This is a genomic window from Microbacterium sp. Soil_N32, assembly GCF_057655505.1.
Genome location: NZ_JBDGME010000019.1, coordinates 1,437,429 through 1,456,456 on the forward strand (window position 1 = coordinate 1,437,429; position 19,028 = coordinate 1,456,456).

Consider the following 19,028-nt stretch of genomic DNA (forward strand, 5'->3'; position numbering starts at 1 on the left):
CCCTCCGCGTCGCCTCGATACCCGCCGCCCACCCCTACGTGCGAGCCATCACCGATCCGCAGAGAGTGTCGGTTCTGGCCGATCCCCCGGTCCCCGGAGCCCCGATCGGACAGTGGTGGCCGCCCGTCGCCCTGACGTCCGCCTGGCTCGACGCGCACGCGGACGAGGTCGACGTGCTCCACGTGCACTTCGGACTGGAGTCCTTCTCGGCCGGCGAGCTGCGCTCCGCCCTCGACACCGCCCGGCGTCGCGGCATCCCCGTCGTCTACACGGTGCACGACCTCGACAACCCGCAGCTCACCGATCAGGCGCCCTACCGAGCACTGCTCGACGTGATCGTCCCGACCGCCGACCGGCTGCTCACCCTCACCGCAGGCGCGGCCGACGAGGTGCGGCAGCGCTGGGGCGCCGACGTTCGAGTGCTGCCGCATCCCACCCTGCTCGACGCACCGCCCTCCCCCGCGCCCCGGTCGCAGGAAGACGGACCGATGCGGATCGGCGTGCACCTGCGCGATCTGCGTCCGAACATCGCGGCAGAGGAGATCGTGCGCGATGCCGTCGCCGCCTCCGCCCTGTGGGAGTCGGCCGAGGTCCCGGTCGTGATCGAGATCCTCCTGAACGACCGCGTCCGCGACGAGGCGGCGGCAGCCCGCATGGAGGCGGCGGTGGACGGGCATCCGCACGTCGACGTGCGCCGCACCGCTTATCTGCCCGATGCAGCCGTCGAGGAGTGGATCTCCGGTCTCGACCTCTTCGTGCTCCCGTACCACCACGGCACCCATTCCGGCTGGGTCGAGCTCTGCTACGACCTCGGCGTGCGCGTCGCGGGTACCGATGTCGGATATCTGCGCGAGCAGCATCCTGAAGATTTCTCCGCCATCACCCTCGGCGAGCCGCAGACGATGGTCGAGGCCATGCGCGTCGCCGCGGCCACCCGCGTGTCGGTCGACGACCGCGCGGCGCGCCGGGAACGGCGACATGCGGAGCGGGTCGCCGAGCGGCAGTCCGTGCGCACCGCGCACGCCGACCTGTACGCCCTGCTCCGCGACGGGGTGCTCGCGTGAGCCCGGTCGGCCCGCTGCGGGTGCTCGTGGTGGCGCCCGAGCGGCACGCCCTCCGACAGCCGCACGCCGGCGGACTCGAGGCCGTCGTCTGGAACCGGGTGCGCTGGCTGCGGTCGCGCGGACACGATGTGCGGCTCTGCGCCGCACCGGGCTCCGACTTCCTCGGCGCCGACCCCCGCCTGCATCTGCCGAGCGTGCAGTGGAACCGCGCAGACGATTCGTCCGACACCGACTTCCCCGAGGGGCACCGTCGGTCGATGAGCGAGGCGTTCGACCGCATCCGCGACGCCCTCGTCGACCCCGCGCACATCGACGTCGTCGACAACCACAGCCTGCACGGATCGCCGATCCTCTGGAGCCGCGACACCGGAGTGCCCGTCGTCACCACGCTGCACACCCCGCCGCTGCCCGAGATCGTCATCGCCGCGAACGCCGTCGGTGCCGGCGCGCCGCACCGCTTCCTCGCCGTCAGCCAGTTCACGGCCCGCGCCTGGTCGGCCGAAGGCGTCGACGCGTTCGTCTTCCCCAACGGCGTCGATGCCACGCAGTGGCGATCGGGGACCGGGGGGAACGGCTGGGTCTGGTTCGGGCGCATCGTGCCCGAGAAGGCGCCGCACCTGGCGATCCGCGCCGCCCGCCGCGCCGGCGCCCGGCTGCGACTGGCCGGCCGTATCGGTGACTCGGCGTACTTCGCCCGCGAGGTCGATCCCCTGCTCGGCGACGGCATCGACTACGTCGGCCCCCTGGCACTGCCCGCGCTCTGCGACCTCGTCGGCTCGTCGTCGGTCGCCCTCGTCACGCCCGTCTGGTCGGAGCCGTTCGGCCTGGTACTCGCCGAGGCCCTCATGACCGGCACCCCCGTGGCGGCGTTCGACTCGGGCGGCATCAGCGAGGTGCTGCGCGGGATGCCCGGTACCGCGATCGTGCCCGCGGGGGACGTCGACGCCCTCGCCCGCGCGGCATCGTCGCTGGCCGCGACTGTCGGCGATGCGGTGTCGCGTGCACAGGTTCGTCGGACGGCCGAGGCTCGCTACTCGCTCGCGCAGCGCAACCGCGAGGTCGAACGCGTGCTCGCCCTGTCGGCGCACGGTGCTCCCGCCGTCGACGTGGAAGCAGTCGGCGCATGATCGGCTGGTACGTGCACCATCACGGGTGGGGGCACGTCACGCGGATGCGGGCCATCCGCCCCTTCCTCGACGACGACGTGACGGTGTTCTCGAGCCTGCCGCGCCCCGAGACGCTGCCCGACCGCACCACGTGGGTGCGGCTGCCGTCGGATGCCGATCCGATCGTCACCGCCGACGGCTCGACTCGCGAAGCCGCCGCGCTCGGCGACGTCACCGCGGGCGGCGCCCTGCACTGGGCGCCGGTCGGGCATCCCGGTCATCGGTCCCGCCTCGCGACCATGACGAGCTGGATCGCCGAGAACCCCGTCACCGCGTTCGTGGTCGACGTCAGCGTCGAGGTCACGACGCTCGTGCGTCTGCTCGGCGTGCCGACGGTCGTGTTCGCCCAACCGGGTGAGCGCACGGATGCGCCGCACCGTCTCGGCTACGACCTCGCCGATCGGATCATCGCCCCCTGGGCGCCGCACACCATCGACGCCACCGGCCTGCGGGGGCGCGACGACCGGCTGCGGCAGGTCGGCGCCATCTCGCGGTACGGCGACCGCCGGCGCACCGTCGAGCCCGACGAGCGCCGCGTGCTGTTCCTCAGCCGCACCCTCGACGAGGACCGCCTGCGTCGCGCGATCGCGCTGCTCCAGGCCGACGGGTGGACCGTCGACACCGCCGGCGCCCGCGACGGCGACCGGGTCGACGACGTCTGGCCGCTGATCTGCGCGGCCACCGTGGTCGTGAGCGCCGCCGGGCAGAACGGCGTGGCCGACCTCGCAGCGGCGAACGCCCGCGCGGTCGTCATCGGACAGGACCGGCCGTTCGGCGAGCAGGAGCACACGGTGCGCGTGCTCGCCGCGCACGGCTACGCGCAGACCGCCCCCGAGGACGCGTCGCCCGAGGCGATCGTCGCGGCGGTGCAGCGTGCGGCCGCGACAGCGCCGCGGTGGGCCGGATGGGGAGTGACCGGCGCGGCCGCCCGCGCCGCCGACGCGATCGAGGAGGTGGTGGCATGACCACCCGTGCGGCCGTGATCACCCCGGCGTCGAGCAATCGCCTCGCCCACCTGCACCGACAGCGCCGGTTCCTGCGCGACGCCGAGACCGCCGACATCGAGATGGTGCGCATCGAGGCGTGGCTCGACACCGACGAGGCGCCCACGCCCGAGCACGTGCGCCAGGTGCACGTGCCGCCGGGGCCCGACGGCATGCGGGTCGGCACCGCCCGCAACGCGGCCGCGCGCGCGGCCCTCGACGAGGGGGTCGACCTGCTCGTCTTCCTCGACGTCGATTGCCTGCCGGGGCCGCGGCTGCTGGAACGCTACGTCGAGGCCTCCCGCGCGCATCCGGAGGACATCCTGTGCGGACCGGTGACCTACCTCGAGAGCGTGCAGCGCCCCGCGGATGCCGGCGAACTCGACGCGCTCACCCGCCCCCATCCCGTGCGGCCGCATCCCGCCGACGGCACCGTCGTCGCGGCCGACGCCGCGCAGTACGACCTGTTCTGGTCGCTCTCCTTCGCCGTGACGCCCGCGACCTGGGAGCGGCTCGGCGGTTTCGACGAGGTCTACGAGGGGTACGGCGCCGAAGACACCGATCTCGGTCGGCGCGCCCGCGCGCGCGGCGTGGGTCTGCAGTGGGTGGGCGGCGCGCATGCGTATCACCAGTGGCACCCGGCCGGCACGCCCCCGTGGCGGCACATCGACGACATCCTGCGCAACGGCGCACTGTTCGCCGAGCGGTGGGGCGAATGGCCGATGCGCGGGTGGATCGACGCCTTCGTCGACGCCGGTGCCGTCGAAGCCGTCGACGGGGGCTTCCGCCGCACGGCTCGCTGACCCGGCTTCACCTATCGTGACACGGCCGCCCCTCTCGTGACACGGCTCGGCCCCGACGCGTTCGGGTCGCGTCGGGGCCGAGCCGGAGTGGGCATGCGGGGGGGGTCAGCCCACTCCTTCCATCGCGCTCGTCTCGGTGTTGCCGATGCGGGCGATGACCTCGGGGCGACGGCGCGCGAGGAACGCGTACCGGGTGAGTGCGAGCAGCACCGTCGCGAGGAACACGTACGGGATGACGTTGTAGGGGAACGCGGGCACGGGGAACACGTTCGCGAAGAACACGTATCCCATGGTCACGACGGCGATCGTCGCGCACACCCACACCAGGCCGTTCCGCATGCCCGCGCGCTGGGTGTACACGACGCAGGCGATGGCAACGAGGGCGTACGCGACCATGTACCCGTAGGTGCCCCATGTGTTGACCCACACCAGGATCTCGCCGGTGGCGGCTCCGGCGACGAGCAGCACGATGTCGACGGCGACGGCCAGCGCCCCCGCGATGATGAGCACCCGGTGCGGCGTGAGGTGCGCTTCGTGGGTGCGCCCGAAGCGCTCGGCGACCACACCCTCCTTGCCCATCACGTAGACGATGCGGCCGATCACGTTCAGCGGCGCGACGACCACGGCGAAGAACGAGGCGGCGACTCCGAAGGTGAGCACGGCGGCGAACCAGCTCGGCATGCCGATCAGCGCCGACATGCTCTCGAGCGGGCTGACGGCCGTTCCGAGGTCGTCGCCCAGCACCGCGATCTGCGTGTACGCGGCGAAGACGTACAGGATGCCGACACCGAGGGCGCTCCACATGATCGCGCGGGGGATCGCCTTGTACGGCTCCTTCGCCTCGCGTCCCAGCGCGTCGGCCGACGAGAAGCCCACGAAGCCGAGGATGCCCAGCACCATGCCGGCCGCGACGCCCTGGAACGACGACCCCTGCGCGAGGACCTGCGCCGGATCCCACGCCGCCGGTCCCGCCCAGACGAGCGCAGCGATGAGGAGCACGAGGATGATGCTCACCGACACGAGCTCGAGCACCAGCGAGACGCGAGCGGAGAGGCGGATGCCGCGGATGGTGAAGAGCGTCGCCAGGCCGCCCAGCACGATCGCGAGAGCGATGTCCCAGCCGAGGCCCGACGCGGGCACGCCGAGCATCGTCAGGAACTGCCCCATGTAGCTGACCGACCCGCTGAGCGAGGCGGCGGCGATGCCGAAGCATCCGATCAGCAGGGTCACCCCGGCGAGGAACGCGCCGAACGGGCCGAGCCCCTTCGACACGTAGGTGTACAGCGAGCCGGCGGACGCGTGCTTGCGGGCGAAGACCACGACGCAGTAGCCGACGCAGAGGATGACGATCGTCGCGAGGGCGAACGCGTAGATGGTGCCGTTTCCGGCGCCGAGGAAGATCGCGGCTGCGGTGAAGGCGATGACGGCACTGGGGGCGATGTTGGCGATGGCCTGGGCGGCGAGCTCGGGCCCGCTCATCACACCGGTACGGAGACCCGCATCGGTGGGCGCCCCGGGAGGGGCGACGACGGTGTCGGACATGGTGCTCCTGTTTCGGGTTCGGAGTGAGGGAGGGGGAAGAGGGAGGTGCGGCGGTCAGGGGATGAGCAGGGTGCGCAGCGCCGAGCCGGCCTCGAGATCGTCGAGAGCGGCGGCCGCCTCTGACAGCGGGCGGCGCCCCGAGATGAGCGGGTCGATCTTCAGCTGACCGTCCATGTAGCGGTCGACCAGCGCCGGAACGTCGATCGATGGGCGCACCGAGCCGTAGTTCGACCCGAGGATGCGCTGGTCGGCCTCGGCGAGCACGAGCGGCTCGAACGACGCCTTCGCTCCCGTCGGCGGCAGGCCGACGATGACGGCAGCGCCGCCGAGTCCGAGCATGCGAATGGCCTGCTCCGTCGTCGACGTGCGTCCGATCGCATCGAAGGCGTAGTCGACGCCGTCGGGGATGAGGTCGCGCAGCTGCTCAACGGCGTCGCCCTGCGAGGCGTCGAGGCGGTCGGTGGCCCCGAACTGCAGGGCCATCTGCGTCTTCTCCGGGCGAACGTCGACGGCGACGATGCGCTCTGCTCCGGCCAGGCGGGCCCCCTGCACGACGTTGAGTCCGACGCCGCCGCAACCGATGACGGCGACGGTCGATCCGGGCTCGACGGCCGCGGTGTTGAGCACCGCGCCGACGCCGGTCGCGACGGCGCACCCGACGACGGCGATGACGTCGAGCGGAGCGTCGTCGCGCACCTTCACGGCCCCGGATGCCGGGACGACGACCTCTTCGGCGAACGATGAGACGCCGAGGTAGTGGTGCAGCTGCTCGCCGTCGCGGCTGAGGCGGGAGGTGCCGTCGAAGAGCACGCCGAGCGGGGCGACGACGGTCGCCACCTTCTGGCAGCGCGCCTCGTGGCCGGCGCGGCAGTAGCGGCACTCGCCGCACGGCGGTACCCAGCTGAGCACGACGTGGTCGCCGACGGCGAGCGTGGTCACCCCTTCGCCGAGCTCGGTGACGACACCAGAGCCCTCATGGCCCATCACGAGCGGCGCCGCGGCATCCCACTCGCCGCGCTTGATGTGCAGGTCGGAGTGGCAGACGCCGGCGGCGGCGATGCGCACGCGCACCTCTCCGGCGCGCGGCGGGGCGAGGTCGACGTCGACGAACTCGATGGGCGACGCGGGGTCGCGGAAGACAACGGCTTTCATATTCACCTTCGGGTGGGGGACGATCGGCACGATGCTATGAGAGGTCGCGACCTTCGGGCACCCGACATCTTGATGAAGAGCCCGCCACTGGTTCGACATGTCGTACAGTCGACGAGTGGTCCGCGACGTCATCTCCCTCGCCCGCTACCTCGGCGGCGACCTGCGCGAGGCGCGCGTCGACGGCGCGTATCCGGTGAACTCGGTCGTCGGACTCGACGACTTCGTCGTCGCCCCAGGGCCGCGGTTCACGACGCTCGTCACCGTACGCGCGGGGCAGCTGCGCCGCCTCGCCGACGACCCCCGCCTCCCCCTTCTGCAGGATGCCGTGCTCGTCACGCACAGCGGCACCGCGAGCACCCGCGACACCGTGCGCGACCTCGGGATCACCGCGATCCTCGGTGCCCGGCCGCCCCATCGCCTGCTGCGTCCCACGCTCGAGGCGCTGCTCGCGGTCGACCAGGCCGCCGAGGCGCGGGCGGTGACCTCGGCGATGCGGGTGCTCACCCTCGCGGCCCGTCGCAGCGGGGTGACCGGAGTCGTCGCCGAGCTCGCGCACCGGATCGACGGATGGGCGGTGCTGCTCGATCGCCACGGCGAGGTGATCACGACCTCGGGGGCCGGCGCCCTGCACATCTCCGACGCCATCGCGGTGGCGGTCGGTCGACCCGTCCGCGTGCGTCATCGCGCCCTGCAGGTGCATCCCGTGGGTCCGGGTGAAGACATCAGCGCGCATCTCGTCACGGCGCCGCGCAACGACAGCTCGGGGCGCGGCCGAGAGTTGAGTTCCCAGGCGGCGGCTCTGCTCGACCTGCTTCTGCGCACCCGCGACAGCAGCCACCTCGAGCGTCTCGGCCGCTCCATGATGTTCGAGTCGGTGCTGCGCGGCGGCGAGGCGGCCGATCGGCTCCTGCGACGCTGGGGTGTGCACGAGCCGACCCTGGTGGGGTTCGCGCTCGCCTCCCGCACCGGGGGCGTCGACGTCGAGCATCTGCTGGCGGTCTGGCTCGACGAGCTGGGCGCCGAGCACGTGTTCGCCCCGCAGCGCGGCGTCGTGCACGGACTCCTGCGCGACGACCTCGTCGAGGCCCTGTCCGAGCGGGTGCGCGCCGCCCAGTCGCCCCTGCATCTGGGCATCGGCGAGCCCATGTCGACGACGGTCGCGGCGAGCAGCGTCGATCAGGCGCATCAGGCCTGCGAGACGGCCCGGTCCTCGGGCGAACGCGTGGTGCGGTACCGCTCGATCCCGACGGTCTGGTTCGTGCTCGACCGCCTCGACGATGAGTCGACCCGTCGTATCGCGACCGTGCTCGACCCCGCTCGTGCGGGCGAACAGGGGCCGGTTCTGATGGCGACCCTGCGCACGTTCCTCGCGGCGAACGGCGCGTGGGGCGAGAGCGCCGCCCGCCTGAACATCCACCGCCAGACGTTGACCGCGCGTATCCGGCGGATCGAGGACCTCACCGGTCTGTCTCTGAGCGATCAGGACGATCGGGTGGCCGCGTGGCTGGCGCTGCGGGCGGCCGATCGATGAGCTGCTGACCACATTTTCGGCCGACGATCATGGTCGATGCCGACATTGACTGAATGACAATTCAGATGAATGCGTGTTCAATCAGTGAATTGCACCGCGGTGAAATCCTTGCGCACTACGGAGAATGTCGGCGACCTCGACGGGAGCGCGCATTAGAGTACGAGGGCAGAGAATTGCGGATGCCCCTCAGCATCCGCCCCTGCACGCCGGCGGTCGGCCGTCCCTCACCCCCCTCGGAGGGCGGGCCGCCGGCACCTGCGCCGGGTCAGACGTCGCGCCCGCGGACGGTCTCGGTGTAGGCGCCGGGGTTGGCCGCCGACGACGCGTCGTCGGTCTCGCCGATCAGATATGCGACCGAGGTGCGGAGCGCGACCGCAGCCTGCACCAGGTGCCCCGACCGCCAGCCGAGTTCGCCCCGGAGGCGCTTGGCGACTGCGCTCTGCGTCATGCCGACGCGCTCGGCGAAATCGATCTGCCGCATGCCCTGATCCCAGAGCATCTCATGAACGCGGCGACCGATTCGGGCGTCCAGGTCGGGGGACGGGGCGATGACCGTCCGCGCAACGGGGGCCGCGGTCATCAATGGTGTCCGGCCCGGGTCGCGCGCCGCTCTGCGGCCGGGTCCTCCCCCACGAGGAATGCGACGGAAGTGCCGAGCACCTCGGCCGCGCGGACCAGGTGGGACGCGCTCCAGGGCAGGTAGCCGCGGAGGCGCTTGGCGACCGAACTCGGGCTCATGCCCACCCGGGAGGAGAAGTCGGCCTGCGACATCTTCAGGTCCCACATCGCGAGGTGGACGCGACGGCCGATCTCCGCGTCGAGGCGCGAGATGGCGGTTTCCGTCGCTGAATTCACTCTGCAACGATAATGGCTCTCGGAAGCTCCGACATCGATTCTGGACATATTCCCGGAAAAAAGACCGTCGGCGTTCGATCCGCTGGACAGGCGACTATTCACACACCGCGATCTCATAAATTCCGTATGGCACTGATTTTTCTTTTTCGGACAGTCCGCGACGTGGGCAGCGGGAAGCGACCGCTCGCCCCGCGCGCGGGCGCGGCGGCGGTCCGGCACCCGCTCCGCGCGCGAGGATGGATGCATGTCCTCGAACCCCCACCGACGACTGCTGTCCTCTGTGCGACGCATCCTGCACACCGACCCCTCGAGCGTCGCCCACACCGAGGCGATGCCCGTCATCGACGAGCGCACCGTGCCCCGGGTGCTCGACCTCGCGACCCGCATCGGCGAGGCGATGTTCGCCGTGGGAGCGTCTGCACACGAGGTGACGCTCGCGATCATCCGCGTGTGCGAGGCGTACCGTCTGCGCGGCGTGCAGGTCGACGTGACCTACAACTCCATCACCGTCTCGTTCCACCTCAGCGGCGAGGTCTGGCCCGAGACGCTGGTGCGCGTCGTCCGCGTCGCGGCCCCCGACCATTCGAAGCTGCAGCGGGTGCAGGCGCTCGTCGCCGACATCGAGCAGGGGCTCGACCTCGAATCCGCGCGGACCACGTTCCGCGCCATCCGCCGCACCCCCTTCCGCTACCAGCAGGCGGTCGTCGTCGTCGCCCGCGCGCTGCTCGCCGTGGGTGTGAGTATCCTGCTCGGCGCATCGCCGATCATCGTCGGACTCACGTTCATCGCCGCACTGTGCGCCGCCGTGACCCAGGCCGGCCTCGCCCGCCTGCGCGTGCCGCTCTTCTTCAGCCAGATCGCCGGAGGGCTGGTGACGACCGCGGTCGCCGTCGTCGTCTCGGCGCTCGGCTCTGCGGGCATTGAGCCGTTCGTCGGCATCCGTCCGTCGATCATCGTCGCCTCGGGCATCGTGCTGATGCTCGCCGGGCTCACGGTGGTGGGGGCCGCTCAGGATGCGATCGACGGCTTCGCGCTCACCGCGGGCGGGCGCATCCTCGATCTGACTATGCAGACCCTGGGCGTCGTGATCGGCATCCTCGTCGGGCTCGAGTTGGGCGGCGTCCTCGGCTTCACGATGGACCTCCCGGACGATCCCGCTCCCTTCGGTCCGTTGCCCGCCGTCTTCGCCGGCGCCGTGATCATCGCCATCGCCGTCGCGGTGTTCAATGGCGCGGGCATCCGCATCATCCTGGTCAGCGCGCTGCTGAGCGCCATCACGATCGCCGGCTACACCGCGGGCGCGGGCGTCGGTCTCAACGCGGCGGCCGCCAGCGCGCTGGGCGCGCTGCTCGCGAGCTTCGTCGGGATGCTCATCGCCCACAACCTGCACGTGCCGTCGGTCGCCGTCACCACCGCGGCCATCGTGCCCTTGGTGCCTGGCGTCACCGTGTTCCAGGGCCTCCTCGAGATGGTGCACTCGGGCGGATCGACGACCGGCGTGGTCGGGGCGGGCGGCTCGCTGATCGACGCGGCGATCATCGGCATCGGTCTGGCCTCCGGCGCTTCCCTCGGTCTCTATCTCGGCACGCCGGTGCGCGCGACGCTCGAGGGCGTGGCGAAGACGCGAGCCCGCGTGCGTCGCTGACAGCCGGGCCCCTCCGATATATCGGATGGTGACCGCTCGCGAACTTCTTCGCCCTCAAGCCTTCCAGCCGGCTCACAGGTTCGCTACGGTGTCGGTGTCCCGGCACGTGCGTCGCAGCACGCGCGGCCATGCTCTGTAGTGCGAATTTATCGAGACGAGAAGATGACCCCCCAGAGAAGACGAGTATCGGCGGCCGGCGCGACGGCCGCCCTGATCCTGGCCGCGAGCAGTGCGCTCCTGCCGGGCACCGCGATCGCCGATGACGAGGCCGCGGCGCCCACCAGCGGTGCCACGTTCGACGCGAACGCCAAGGCACTCCTGACCTCCGACGGCGTGGAGGCCGTCATGTCGAACGCCGAGGGGCAGGTCGTCGTCTATACGACCGCGGCCCCCGAGAGCCTCGACGCGACCACCGAGGCGTTCGTGAACGACTATTCGAACGTCGTCATCGAGGTGCTCGACGCCCCCTTCTCATCCCTCGCCGCCACCGATGTCGTCGGTGGCGCGGGCTACTTCGGCTTCAATCCCGCGACGCCCGAGGCCGCGGGCAGCCTGTGCTCCATCGGATTCTCGGCATGGGACCCCGAGGGCGACCCCGCGATCGTCTCGGCTGGTCACTGCACGAGCGATGGGGCCTTCACCGCGAGCCTGCTCACGCTCCCCAGCGGCGACGATGCTGCAGGGGGGACCGAGCCGGCCCCCGTCGCTCCGCTCGCCTCGCTCGCGTTCTCCCAGTACGGCGGGCCGAACAACAGCGCGGGCACGGTCGGCGAACTCAGCTCGAGCGACGTGTCCGCCTGGGACATCGTCAATGCCGACCTCGACACCCGCCCCCTGGTGACCGATTGGAAGACCGCAGACCAGAACGACCTGTCCCTCAGCACGGTGCCGGTCCGGGCCGTGGGCAGCGCGCAGGTGGGCGCCGCGGTCACCAAGTCCGGACGCACGACCGGCTTCACGTCGGGCACCGTCATCGGCGTCAACGGCTGGGCCGAGGTCAGCGGTCGTCAGGTGTACGGCTTCATGACCGACGTCCCGTCCGATCAGGGCGACTCCGGTGGAGCGGTCATCCAGGGCAACACCGCGGTCGGCATCCTCTCCGGAGGCTCGACGCAGAACGGCGTCTCGCGCATGTTCGCCGCGGACCTGCAGAACGCCCTCTCGCTCACCGGTGGATACACCGTTGCCCTGTTCCTCGACGCCCCGGTGGTCACCTCGGCTGCACAGCTCGGCGTCGGGGGTACGGTGACCGGCACCGGTCCCGCCAACGCGACACTCGTCGTCACCCCCGAGGGTGGCACCCCCTTCGACGTCGCGATCGGCGCGGACGGCTCATGGTCGTTCCCCGCACCGGCCGAGATGGGTGAGACCTCGTACACCGCCGTCGCACGCTCCGGCTTCGACGAATCGGCCGTCACGCCGTTCGACGTGCAGGTGCTGCCGGCCGCGCCGGCGATCACGTCTCCGGCGAACGGCGCCCGCATCGTCTCCGAGGTGACCGAGATCGCCGGAACCGGGGTCGCCGGTGCGACCGTCACCCTGAGCGGCGATGTCACGGGAGACACGACCGTCGAGCAGGACGGCACCTGGTCGTTCCCGGTCGATCTCGGTATCGACGCCTACTCCGTCACCGCGGTGCAGGAGATCGACGGCGTCGACTCGGCGACCGCCACGTCGGCGTTCGCCGTCATCCCCACCGCCCCGATCGTCGATGCGCCGCTCGCCGGCCGCTCGTACGCCTTCGCCGAGGCTCCCGCCGCCGCGAACGGCACGGGCATCGAGGACGCCTCGATCAGCGTCGTGCGGAACGGCCAGGCCGTCGGCTCGACGATCGTCACGGACGGCGCATGGAACGTCGCGCTGACGGCTCAAGCCGGAGACACCGTGCTCGAGGTCGTGCAGACCGTCAACGGCCAGAGCAACAGCACGGTGGTCTCTTACGCCGTCGAGGCCGCGCCCGTTGCCGGCGGCGGCGCAGGAGCCGCCGCTCCGGGCGCAGGAGCGGGAGCGGGCGATCCTCTCGCGGCGACCGGCGGTGGTGACCCCACCCCGTTCGCGGTCCTCGGACTCGGGATGCTCGTGATCGGCGCGGCGCTCGTGACCGCGCGTCGACTGCGCACGCGCACGAACGCCTGACCCGCGAAGATCGTCGGCGGGCGGTACGGGCTCCGGCCCGTGCCCCCCGCCTTCTTCGTCCCCCGAGCGGCGAACGCGACGCGAGGCTCGGACGCGGCGGATGCGCCCGGTCAGTCCTGGTGCTCGTGCCCGTCGATCATCTGCGCGCGCATGTCGCTCTCTCCCCCGGGCAGCGTCTCGCCGCTGACCTGCACGTCGGGCTTCGCGGCCGTGCCGCCGATGCCGCACACCGCGACACTCGGCGCATCGTCGAGCGTCTTGGGCACGACGACGAACCACAGTCCTGCCTCACCGAGCCACTCGATGGTCGCCCGCTCGGGCTGATACGTCGCCGAGGGCGCGAGGGCCTGCGTCTCGGCGGTGCAGAGAGCGATCAGCTCGGCATCCGTGAATCCCGGGTCGACGGGAGCCGGTGCGGGTGCGGGGGCATCCGTGGTCGCCTCGGCCGTGGGCGACGGCGCGGGGCGCGCGGAAGCGGTCGCCGATGACGAGCCACCGCCCGACGTCGCCGCGGGTTCGGGGGCGCATGCCGCGAGCAGCAGCACGAGCGGGAGGGCGATGACGAGAGACCGGGCAGCACGCATGCGTGCAGGATACCGACCGCCGCACCGTGCGGACGTGCGCCGCGCGCTCACTCGAGTCCGGTGTACGAGCCGTAGCCCTGCCCGAACGGCACCGGTGCACCGAAGCCGCCGGCGCCGTTTCCTGGCAGAAGTCGTAGTTCACCTGTCGCGGTTCGCGCGAGCAGGTCGTTCCGTCCGTCTCCGTCGTAGTCGATCCCCCCAGTGAGCGCCGTGAAGGCCCAAGCACTTCCCACGCTCACGCGCGTGCCGAACCCATTGACGCCACCGGGGTAGAACCACGCGGTCCCTCCGTCATCCACAGCGAGGAGATCACCGCGTCCGTCGCGGGTGAAATCACCCCCGACGAGATGTGTCATGACGCTCCACCCCGTGCCGAGGGTTACCACGGGCATCGACAGCGCGCCCTCGCCGTCGCCGGGATAGATCCGCATCGTGTCGTCACGCACCGTGACCACATCGTGGCGTCCATCCCCTGTGTAGTCGGCCCCGGAGACCACGTGGGCGAACCCGTTCCACCCCGACCCGATCACCGCGAAGCCCGAGAATCCGCCGCCCGCGGCGGCGCTGCCCTGGTAGAACTCGAGAGCCCCGTCGCTGCGCACGGCGAGCAGGTCGGAGTGGCCGTCGTCGTTAAGATCCGTGTGGGTGAGGTGCGTGCGCAGACCCCACGCCGAGGTGATCGTGGCGGGCGCCCGGAACCCCGCTCCCGTCCCTCCGAGGAACTGCAGGTCACCGTCTGGGGCCACGCCGAGAAGATCGGCGCGACCGTCACGGTCGAAGTCGCCGCTCAGGATCCGCGGGGCGACGACGGTGCCGAGCCCGGGGAACTCCATCGGGAGGGTGGCGCCGCGCGTGACGTTCGAGAGGCACGTGAAGCCGTTGTTGATCGCGGTGTAGACCGAACCGTTGCGCCACACCTCGAAGTGCAGGTGGTACGCGGTCGTCGCGCCGGTCTTGCCGACCACGCCGATCTGCTGTCCGCGGGTCACCGTGGTGCCGACGCCCTGCATGCCCGGGGACTCCATGTGCCCGTACCGGGTGACGTACCCTCCCGGATGCTGGATGTCGACGTAGTTGCCGTAGCCGCTGTTCGTGGTGCGGGTCTTGATCACGCCGTCGTACGCGGCCAGGATCGGTGTTCCGCCCTGGTTCGAGATGTCGATGCCGTCGTGCTTGCGGTAGTTGTCGCGGCAGCCGTCGCCGACCTTCGACTGGATGTTGCCCGAGGCGGGCGCCACCATCTTGCCGTCGGTGGCCGCCGACGCCGACTCGGCCCCCGCCGCCGGGAGGAGGGACCCGAGAGCGATCGCGAGAACGGCGAGCGCGCCGATCCGGGCGAGGCGCGGGCGTGACGCTGCCTTCATGACACGTTGTTCCTCGTACTCGTTCGGCCCCAGGGGACGAGGTGTCCTCCGAGGTCACGGTACCAGCGCCGACCGCTCCGGTGGAACGGACGCGCACCGTCATCACCGAGCATGCGCTGCGGGCGCGAAAGACGTACATTTCACCTATGGGCAGACTCAAGTACGACGGCACCTCCGATCCGATCGTGATCGAGGACGAGACGCTGGCGCACCTCAAGATCGTCATCGCCACCAAGCTCCGTCGCCAGGAGAGCTTCATGATGACCTGGATGCCGCGCGACGGCGGGCCGGATCGGCGCGCCACGGTCTGGATCCACCCCACCATCCCCCTGCAGTTCGGCTTCGACGAGGCTCAGGTCTCCGAGATCGATCCCCGACGCGTGACCGAGATGATGCAGCACCTCAACGCGACCGGCGAGCTCGTGCTCGACCACGTGCTCGCCTCCGAGGGGCCGCACGGGCGCTGACCCGCCCGCTACGCTGTGCCGGTGGACAACCCGACGTACATCCTGCTCGGACTGCTCGTGCTCGCGATCATCGTCGGCGCGCCCTTCCTGCGCAGGTGGGCGAACGGGAAGGCGTCCGCGGCGGGCGAGCGGGCCGGTCGACGGTTCGCCGCCACCCAGCTCGTGAAGGTCCTCACGGAGTTCGGCACGACACTGGTCGTCCACGCACCCGAGCACACGGCGCGCGAGATCGTCGGCGAGGCCGTCGCCGCGAAGCCGAAGGACTTCTCGGTGCGCGACGACGGTGGCTACGGCATCCGCTTCGTCGAGCACGACGACACCACAGTGCGGCTGGTGCCCGACCCTGCCGGCAGCCGGGTGCAGATCGAGACGTTCCGCGAGTACATGGGCTTCCCCCAGACCGCGCCGTTCTGGACGGAGCTGCGCGGGCGGATCACCGCGGCCGCCGCGTCCCGCGGGGTGGCGGTCAGCGAGGGCCCGCATCTGGAGTTCCTCCGGGGCGGGCTGCTCGATGCGAAGAACGCCCGCTGGATGCTCGACCGCTGACGCTCCGAGCGCCCTGCCGGACCCGTCGGCCCCGCGGCGGCGGCGGGTCCGTGCGAGCGCCGACGGGGTGTCCGACTCCCAGGCGACGTGACTAGGCTGAGGCGGTGTCAGCGACCGCCGGTACGGCCGGTCGACGTCCTGGCATCGGCCCACACGACATCCCTCGGTCCCCGCGACCTGCGCCAGAGAGGCATCCCGCATGAGCGACAACACCGGATCCGGCGAGCGTGACGACGACCGCTCCCCCGACTTCTTCGACCAGCTGATCGAGCCCACGCCTTCCGGATCGGCGTCGAACGGCGCACCCGCAGCCTTCACCATCGGCTTCCGCGGCTACGACAAGAACGAGGTCGACTCCGCTCTCTCCACCCTGCGCAATCAGCTGCAGCAGGCCAAGGCCGACCTCGCCGATGCAGAGGTGCGCCACGCCGACGCGCTCGACGCGCTGCGCTCGGAGGAGGGATCGGCCCGTGACGAGCTCGAGGCCGAACTCACCGCGCTCAAGGCGCAGACCTCCACCCTCGAACAGCAGGTCGCCACCCTCACCTCCGAGCTCGTCGACGCCCCGGCGCCGGACGGCGAGGAGGCGCCGTCCCGCCAGCAGTTCGAGGCCATCCTCCGGGTCGCCGAGGAGCAGGCGAACGTCCTCATCCAGAACGCCGCGGTGCAGGCCGACCGGCTGATGGCGGCCGCACGCGAAGAGGTCGCATCCCAGCGCGCCGAAGCAGAGGCGGATGCGGCGCGCATCATCTCGCAGGCCGAACGCGACGCCGACCAGGTTCGGCTGAAGATGGACACCGAGTACACCGCTCACGAAGCGCGCATCGAGCGCGAGTCGGCGCACGCGGCCGAGAAGGTCAACCAGGCTTCTCAGGAGGCCACGGCCATCCGCACGGAAGCCGAGAAGGGCGCGGCCGCGCTGCGTTCGCTCGTGACGCGCGAGACCTCGCAGCTGCGCGCCGACGCCGAGCGCGACGTACGCGAGATGAACGCGCGCGTACTGGAGTTCGAGGAGACGCTCACCCGCCGTCAGGACGACGCGCAGCAGGAGTTCCTCGTGCTGCACAACCAGGCGGTCGCTCATGCCGAGCGCATCACGAACGACGCGAACGAGCAGGTCACCGCGTCGCTGGAGCACGCACAGCGCATCTCGGCGAAGGCCGACGACTACGAACGGCTCATGCGATCGCAGGCGCAATCGATCGAGGCCGACGCGCAGGTGCGCGCACGCGAGACGCTCGACCGCGCGCGGGTGAAGTCGCAGAAGATCGTCGACGCCGTCACCACCCACACGAACACCGTGCTGCGCGACGCCGAAGACCGCACCCGTCAGCTGCGGTGGCAGCAGCAGCAGCTGTCGAGCTTCATGGCCGAGGTGCGCGAGATGATCCGCCCCGACGGTGTCTTCCCCGCCGACGGCGATCAGGCTTCCACGGCATCGGTCGGCACGGGGATCGCCGTCGCCGACGACGCCCCGGTCGAGGAGTTCCTCGGCGACGAGGTGCTCGACGACGAGGCGGCCGGCGAGGGCCCGCTCGAGCGGATCACGATCGAGGTCGTCGAGAGCGACGACGACGCGCGCTGACCCACGGCAACGCACGAGAGAGGCCCGGACGCGATGTCCGGGCCTCTCTCGTGTGCAGGGATGACGGTGCTACGCGCGCCGCATCTGCGCGGCTGCCGGGCAGTCGAACGGATCGCGGGCCGCAAGACCGACCCGGTTGAGGTAGGCGATGACGATCGCATAGGAGCGCAGCAGGCTCGTCTCGGTGTACGGGATGTTGTGCGCCGCGCAATAGTCGCGAACGATGCCGCGGGCCTTCGACAGGTGCAGCCGCGACATGTTCGGGAAGAGGTGGTGCTCGACCTGGTGGTTCAGACCGCCCATGAGCCACGTGGCCCACCATCCGCCGTTGACGTTGCGCGACGTGCGCACCTGCTTCGAGAAGAAGTCGAGGCGCGCGTCCGGCGCGATGACCGGCATGCCCTTGTGGTTCGGGGCGAACGAGGCACCCATGTACACGCCGAACACCGCGAGCTGCACACCCAGGAAGGCGAATGCCATACCGAGGGGCAGGAACAGGAACACCGGCACGATGACCAGCGACAGTCGCACGGCGATGAGCGACAGTTCGATCCACCGGCCCTTGACGTTCTTCTGCGTGGTCAGATGCTTCAGGCTGATGACGTGCAGGTTCAGCCCTTCGAGCAGCAGGAGCGGGAAGAACAGCCAGCCCTGTCGGCGGGTGATCATGCGCACGAGGCCCCGCGACCGGGCGGCGTCGGTCTCGAGGAACGAGATCGTGTCGACGTCGATGTCGGGGTCCTTGCCGACCTGGTTCGGGTTGCCGTGGTGACGCGTGTGCTTGGAGTCCCACCAGTGGTAGCTCATGCCCACGGCACCCGCCGCGAGGATGCGCGCGAGGCGCAGGTTCGCCGGGCCGGAACTGAGGATCTGCCGGTGCGCCGCCTCATGCGCGAGGAACGCGACCTGGGTGAAGAGGATGCCGAGGGCGGCGGCCATGAGCAGCTGGAACCAGCTGTCGCCCAGCAGCACGAAACCGGTGATGACGCCGCCGAAGCCCAGGGCGAGCCCGCCGGCGACGAGAGAGTAGAAGACGGGCGTGCGGCGCATCAGCCCGGTCTCTTTGACGACCTGCTGCACGTCGCGATACGCGCGCGCCATCGGTGGGAAGTCGGCGTTGCCGGAATAGGTCTGCCGGACCGGTCCGAGGGTGGACGACGTCTGGTCGAGCTGAATGGTGGAGATGATGCACTCCTGCCGATCGGGAGCCCTTGAGCCATGGAAGCCAAGGGCGGATGCCGTTCGCTGACCTCAGGCTAACCCCGCCCGCATACGGCAGGGGGCATACGAAACCCCTCCGGACCGGGGTTCGGAGGGGTTTCGTCGCGATCAGGCCCTGACGCGCCGCGGCCCGCGGCGGAAAACTGCGGTCCACGGGTGGAACCTGGGCGTCTCGTGGGAGATCTCCAGAGCGCGCCGGGCCGCGGCGAGTTCGGGGAACGCGCCGAGCTCGGTGCCGTGCGCGTCGCGCACGAGGTGGGCCGAACCGTCGTACTCGACGAATCCGGCGTACTCGCCGCCACGGGTCGCGACGTGCACGTCGACGTCGGCCTGCTTCCAGGCCAGGGGGTCGGTCGGATGAATGGTGGTCGTACTCATGATGAT

Annotated in this window: 18 protein-coding genes; 10 read left to right on the top strand and 8 right to left on the bottom strand. The window is 70.9% G+C overall.

The features are described from left to right. The first annotated feature begins 65 nt into the window (after positions 1-65). Genes AC3A3J_RS15080 through AC3A3J_RS15095 form a run of 4 tightly spaced genes read left to right on the top strand, consistent with a single transcriptional unit; the run spans position 66 to position 4,016 of the window. Positions 66-1,064, top strand: a complete 999-nt coding sequence (locus AC3A3J_RS15080; RefSeq protein WP_487673036.1) for a glycosyltransferase — start codon at positions 66-68, stop codon at positions 1,062-1,064. Beyond that, positions 1,061-2,191 carry a glycosyltransferase gene (locus AC3A3J_RS15085; protein WP_487673037.1) on the top strand — a complete coding sequence of 377 codons (1,131 nt, stop codon included), beginning with the start codon at positions 1,061-1,063 and terminating at the stop codon, positions 2,189-2,191. The genes AC3A3J_RS15080 and AC3A3J_RS15085 overlap by 4 nt, the downstream gene beginning before the upstream one ends. After that, positions 2,188-3,195 (top strand): glycosyltransferase, encoded by a 1,008-nt coding sequence (locus AC3A3J_RS15090; RefSeq protein ID WP_487673038.1) that lies wholly within the window; start codon positions 2,188-2,190, stop codon positions 3,193-3,195. The genes AC3A3J_RS15085 and AC3A3J_RS15090 overlap by 4 nt, the downstream gene beginning before the upstream one ends. Then, the gene (locus AC3A3J_RS15095; protein ID WP_487673039.1) at positions 3,192-4,016 is read left to right on the top strand and encodes a galactosyltransferase-related protein; all 825 of its coding nucleotides are present in this window, start codon (positions 3,192-3,194) and stop codon (positions 4,014-4,016) included. The genes AC3A3J_RS15090 and AC3A3J_RS15095 overlap by 4 nt, the downstream gene beginning before the upstream one ends. A gap of 105 nt (positions 4,017-4,121) precedes the next feature. Here AC3A3J_RS15095 and AC3A3J_RS15100 read toward each other — a convergent pair whose 3' ends face one another. Continuing rightward, positions 4,122-5,558, bottom strand: coding sequence for an APC family permease (locus tag AC3A3J_RS15100; protein ID WP_487673040.1), 1,437 nt, complete (start codon positions 5,556-5,558; stop codon positions 4,122-4,124). Between the two features lie 54 nt (positions 5,559-5,612). Continuing rightward, complete coding sequence (locus tag AC3A3J_RS15105; protein WP_487673041.1) at positions 5,613-6,710, bottom strand: alcohol dehydrogenase catalytic domain-containing protein; 1,098 nt, start codon at positions 6,708-6,710, stop codon at positions 5,613-5,615. Between the two features lie 115 nt (positions 6,711-6,825). On the opposite strand from AC3A3J_RS15105, the gene AC3A3J_RS15110 reads away from it, so the two are divergent. Further along, on the top strand, positions 6,826-8,241 hold the full coding sequence (locus AC3A3J_RS15110) for a PucR family transcriptional regulator (RefSeq protein WP_487673042.1): 1,416 nt from the start codon (positions 6,826-6,828) through the stop codon (positions 8,239-8,241). Positions 8,242-8,506: 265 nt separating this feature from the next. On the opposite strand, the gene AC3A3J_RS15115 is transcribed toward AC3A3J_RS15110, so the two are convergent. After that, the gene (locus AC3A3J_RS15115; RefSeq protein WP_487673043.1) at positions 8,507-8,722 is read right to left on the bottom strand and encodes a hypothetical protein; all 216 of its coding nucleotides are present in this window, start codon (positions 8,720-8,722) and stop codon (positions 8,507-8,509) included. Between the two features lie 98 nt (positions 8,723-8,820). After that, complete coding sequence (locus tag AC3A3J_RS15120) at positions 8,821-9,096, bottom strand: helix-turn-helix domain-containing protein (RefSeq protein WP_487673044.1); 276 nt, start codon at positions 9,094-9,096, stop codon at positions 8,821-8,823. 244 nt (positions 9,097-9,340) lie between these two features. Here AC3A3J_RS15120 and AC3A3J_RS15125 point away from each other — a divergent pair, with 244 nt between their 5' ends. Next, positions 9,341-10,741, top strand: coding sequence for a threonine/serine exporter family protein (locus AC3A3J_RS15125; RefSeq protein WP_487673045.1), 1,401 nt, complete (start codon positions 9,341-9,343; stop codon positions 10,739-10,741). Between the two features lie 162 nt (positions 10,742-10,903). Next, entirely contained in the window at positions 10,904-12,877 is a 1,974-nt protein-coding gene (locus tag AC3A3J_RS15130) for a S1 family peptidase (RefSeq protein ID WP_487673046.1), read from the top strand. A gap of 110 nt (positions 12,878-12,987) precedes the next feature. On the opposite strand, the gene AC3A3J_RS15135 is transcribed toward AC3A3J_RS15130, so the two are convergent. Next, on the bottom strand, positions 12,988-13,461 hold the full coding sequence (locus tag AC3A3J_RS15135; RefSeq protein WP_487673047.1) for a hypothetical protein: 474 nt from the start codon (positions 13,459-13,461) through the stop codon (positions 12,988-12,990). A gap of 47 nt (positions 13,462-13,508) precedes the next feature. Continuing rightward, the gene (locus AC3A3J_RS15140; RefSeq protein WP_487673048.1) at positions 13,509-14,825 is read right to left on the bottom strand and encodes a peptidoglycan DD-metalloendopeptidase family protein; all 1,317 of its coding nucleotides are present in this window, start codon (positions 14,823-14,825) and stop codon (positions 13,509-13,511) included. 146 nt (positions 14,826-14,971) lie between these two features. On the opposite strand from AC3A3J_RS15140, the gene AC3A3J_RS15145 reads away from it, so the two are divergent. The 3 genes from AC3A3J_RS15145 (at position 14,972) to AC3A3J_RS15155 (ending at position 17,423) form a co-directional block, all read left to right on the top strand. Further along, positions 14,972-15,292, top strand: coding sequence for a DUF7882 family protein (locus AC3A3J_RS15145; RefSeq protein WP_487673049.1), 321 nt, complete (start codon positions 14,972-14,974; stop codon positions 15,290-15,292). A gap of 21 nt (positions 15,293-15,313) precedes the next feature. Next, positions 15,314-15,838: a hypothetical protein gene (locus tag AC3A3J_RS15150; protein WP_487673050.1), complete on the top strand. Its 525-nt coding sequence runs from the start codon at positions 15,314-15,316 to the stop codon at positions 15,836-15,838. Positions 15,839-16,037: 199 nt separating this feature from the next. Next, positions 16,038-17,423, top strand: coding sequence for a cell division initiation protein (locus AC3A3J_RS15155; RefSeq protein WP_487673051.1), 1,386 nt, complete (start codon positions 16,038-16,040; stop codon positions 17,421-17,423). A gap of 69 nt (positions 17,424-17,492) precedes the next feature. Here the strand turns inward: AC3A3J_RS15155 and AC3A3J_RS15160 are convergent, their stop codons facing one another. Together AC3A3J_RS15160 and AC3A3J_RS15165 are read right to left on the bottom strand one after the other, a co-directional pair. Next, complete coding sequence (locus tag AC3A3J_RS15160) at positions 17,493-18,599, bottom strand: fatty acid desaturase family protein (protein WP_487673132.1); 1,107 nt, start codon at positions 18,597-18,599, stop codon at positions 17,493-17,495. A 153-nt stretch (positions 18,600-18,752) separates the two neighbouring features. Beyond that, positions 18,753-19,022 carry a hypothetical protein gene (locus tag AC3A3J_RS15165; protein ID WP_487673052.1) on the bottom strand — a complete coding sequence of 90 codons (270 nt, stop codon included), beginning with the start codon at positions 19,020-19,022 and terminating at the stop codon, positions 18,753-18,755. Positions 19,023-19,028: the final 6 nt, after the last annotated feature.

What these genes read in the sequence shown, in the direction of transcription:
- AC3A3J_RS15115 (WP_487673043.1), bottom strand. Translation starts at nt 8,722, where the DNA reads ATGCGGCAGATCGATTTCGCCGAGCGCGTCGGCATGACGCAGAGCGCA.
- AC3A3J_RS15105 (WP_487673041.1), bottom strand. Translation starts at nt 6,710, where the DNA reads ATGAAAGCCGTTGTCTTCCGCGACCCCGCGTCGCCCATCGAGTTCGTC.
- AC3A3J_RS15090 (WP_487673038.1), top strand. Translation starts at nt 2,188, where the DNA reads ATGATCGGCTGGTACGTGCACCATCACGGGTGGGGGCACGTCACGCGG.
- AC3A3J_RS15130 (WP_487673046.1), top strand. Translation starts at nt 10,904, where the DNA reads ATGACCCCCCAGAGAAGACGAGTATCGGCGGCCGGCGCGACGGCCGCC.
- AC3A3J_RS15125 (WP_487673045.1), top strand. Translation starts at nt 9,341, where the DNA reads ATGTCCTCGAACCCCCACCGACGACTGCTGTCCTCTGTGCGACGCATC.
- AC3A3J_RS15140 (WP_487673048.1), bottom strand. Translation starts at nt 14,825, where the DNA reads ATGAAGGCAGCGTCACGCCCGCGCCTCGCCCGGATCGGCGCGCTCGCC.
- AC3A3J_RS15155 (WP_487673051.1), top strand. Translation starts at nt 16,038, where the DNA reads ATGAGCGACAACACCGGATCCGGCGAGCGTGACGACGACCGCTCCCCC.
- AC3A3J_RS15095 (WP_487673039.1), top strand. Translation starts at nt 3,192, where the DNA reads ATGACCACCCGTGCGGCCGTGATCACCCCGGCGTCGAGCAATCGCCTC.
- AC3A3J_RS15165 (WP_487673052.1), bottom strand. Translation starts at nt 19,022, where the DNA reads ATGAGTACGACCACCATTCATCCGACCGACCCCCTGGCCTGGAAGCAG.
- AC3A3J_RS15135 (WP_487673047.1), bottom strand. Translation starts at nt 13,461, where the DNA reads ATGCGTGCTGCCCGGTCTCTCGTCATCGCCCTCCCGCTCGTGCTGCTG.
- AC3A3J_RS15145 (WP_487673049.1), top strand. Translation starts at nt 14,972, where the DNA reads ATGGGCAGACTCAAGTACGACGGCACCTCCGATCCGATCGTGATCGAG.
- AC3A3J_RS15100 (WP_487673040.1), bottom strand. Translation starts at nt 5,558, where the DNA reads ATGTCCGACACCGTCGTCGCCCCTCCCGGGGCGCCCACCGATGCGGGT.